Origin of the sequence: Nocardia sp. GP40 (assembly GCF_050434125.1) — a bacterium.
In the GTDB taxonomy this organism is placed as follows: domain Bacteria; phylum Actinomycetota; class Actinomycetes; order Mycobacteriales; family Mycobacteriaceae; genus Nocardia; species Nocardia albiluteola.
Genome location: NZ_JBNPVW010000055.1, coordinates 1 through 1,366, shown reverse-complemented (window position 1 = coordinate 1,366; position 1,366 = coordinate 1). Strand labels below are relative to the sequence as shown.

General features: G+C 66.1%; 2 protein-coding genes. Both read left to right on the top strand.

Going from position 1 to position 1,366, the window contains the following annotated elements:
- The first annotated feature begins 45 nt into the window (after positions 1-45).
- Positions 46-1,191, top strand: a complete 1,146-nt coding sequence (locus tag ABH933_RS45510) for an IS701 family transposase (RefSeq protein ID WP_429429384.1) — start codon at positions 46-48, stop codon at positions 1,189-1,191.
- Positions 1,188-1,352: a hypothetical protein gene (locus ABH933_RS45505; protein ID WP_429429382.1), complete on the top strand. Its 165-nt coding sequence runs from the start codon at positions 1,188-1,190 to the stop codon at positions 1,350-1,352. The genes ABH933_RS45510 and ABH933_RS45505 overlap by 4 nt, the downstream gene beginning before the upstream one ends.
- Positions 1,353-1,366 lie beyond the last annotated feature (14 nt).

The window sequence follows — 1,366 nt, the reverse complement described above, 5'->3', positions numbered from 1 at the left end:
TACTGCAACGTCACTCGCGTGAATTGGTGCTGGTAGACCTGTCGGGTGATGTTGGATCGGCTGGTGGGCGAACTGGATTCGTTGATGGCGCGGATCGGGGACCGGTTCTGTCGTTCCGAACCGCGGGCCAGAGCACGGGAGTATGTGTCGGGGCTGGTCGCGGGCTTGGAACGGAAGAACGGCTGGACCCTGGCCGAACGTGCTGGTGAGGTGTGCCCGAACGGGATGCAGCGGTTGCTGCGTAAAGCTGACTGGGACATCGGCGGTGTGCGTGACGAGGTGCGTGATTACGTGGTCGAACACCTCGGCGATCGCGAGGGTGTGTTGATCGCGGATGAGACCGGGTTCCTGAAGAAAGGGGTGAAATCGGCTGGGGTGCAACGTCAATACTCCGGCACCGCGGGCCGCACCGAGAATTGCCAGATCGGGGTGTTCCTGGCTTACGCGTCACCGCGCGGGCACGCCCTGATCGATCGGGAACTGTATCTGCCCGAATCGTGGACCGTCGATCGGGACCGCTGCCGGGCCGCGGACATCCCCGACGAGGTCGGGTTCGCTACCAAACCGCGGCAGGTGATCGCCATGCTGGAACGAACCCTGGCAGCGGGGGTGCCGTTCGCGTGGTTCACTGCCGACGAGGCATACGGTCAGGCCCGATACCTGCGAGACTGGCTCGAGGACCACGACGTGTTCCATGTGATGGCCACCCGCCGCGACGACCCGATGACCACCCGCGCCGAGCGCACCTACCGCGCGGACACGCTGATCGCGGGCTTGCCCGCCCGATCCTGGCAGCGGTTGTCGGTCGGGGCCGGAGCGCACGGGCCCCGCGAATACGACTGGGCCAGGCGACCGATCGACGGACGCTGGAACAACGGGCGCGGACACTGGTTGCTGGCGCGGCGTGCGCTGTCCCCGAACAGCAAGGGCGAGTTCGAGATCGCCTACTACATCTGTTACGGCCCGGCGCGGGCACGGCTGGTGGATCTGGCCTGGACCGCGGGCTCGCGCTGGCACGTCGAGGAATGCTTCCAGCAGGCCAAGAACGAAGCCGGGCTCGACCACTACCAGGTCCGTTCCTGGCGGGCCTGGTACGCCCACATCACCCTGTCGATGCTCGCCCTGGCCTGGCTCGCGGCATCGAAAACCATTGCGCTAAAAGGGGAAACAACCCCGGAAATGACGGCATGATCGCGCTCACGCTACCGGAGATCCGCCGTCTGCTGGTCGCGTTCGTGCTGACCCGCCACCACCAGCCCGACCACATCTGGGCATGGTCCCACTGGCGCCGCCGCCGACAACACCAAGCCCGGCTATCGCACTACCGGCGCCGAGGCCACCCACTCACCTGAGTGACGTTGCAGTA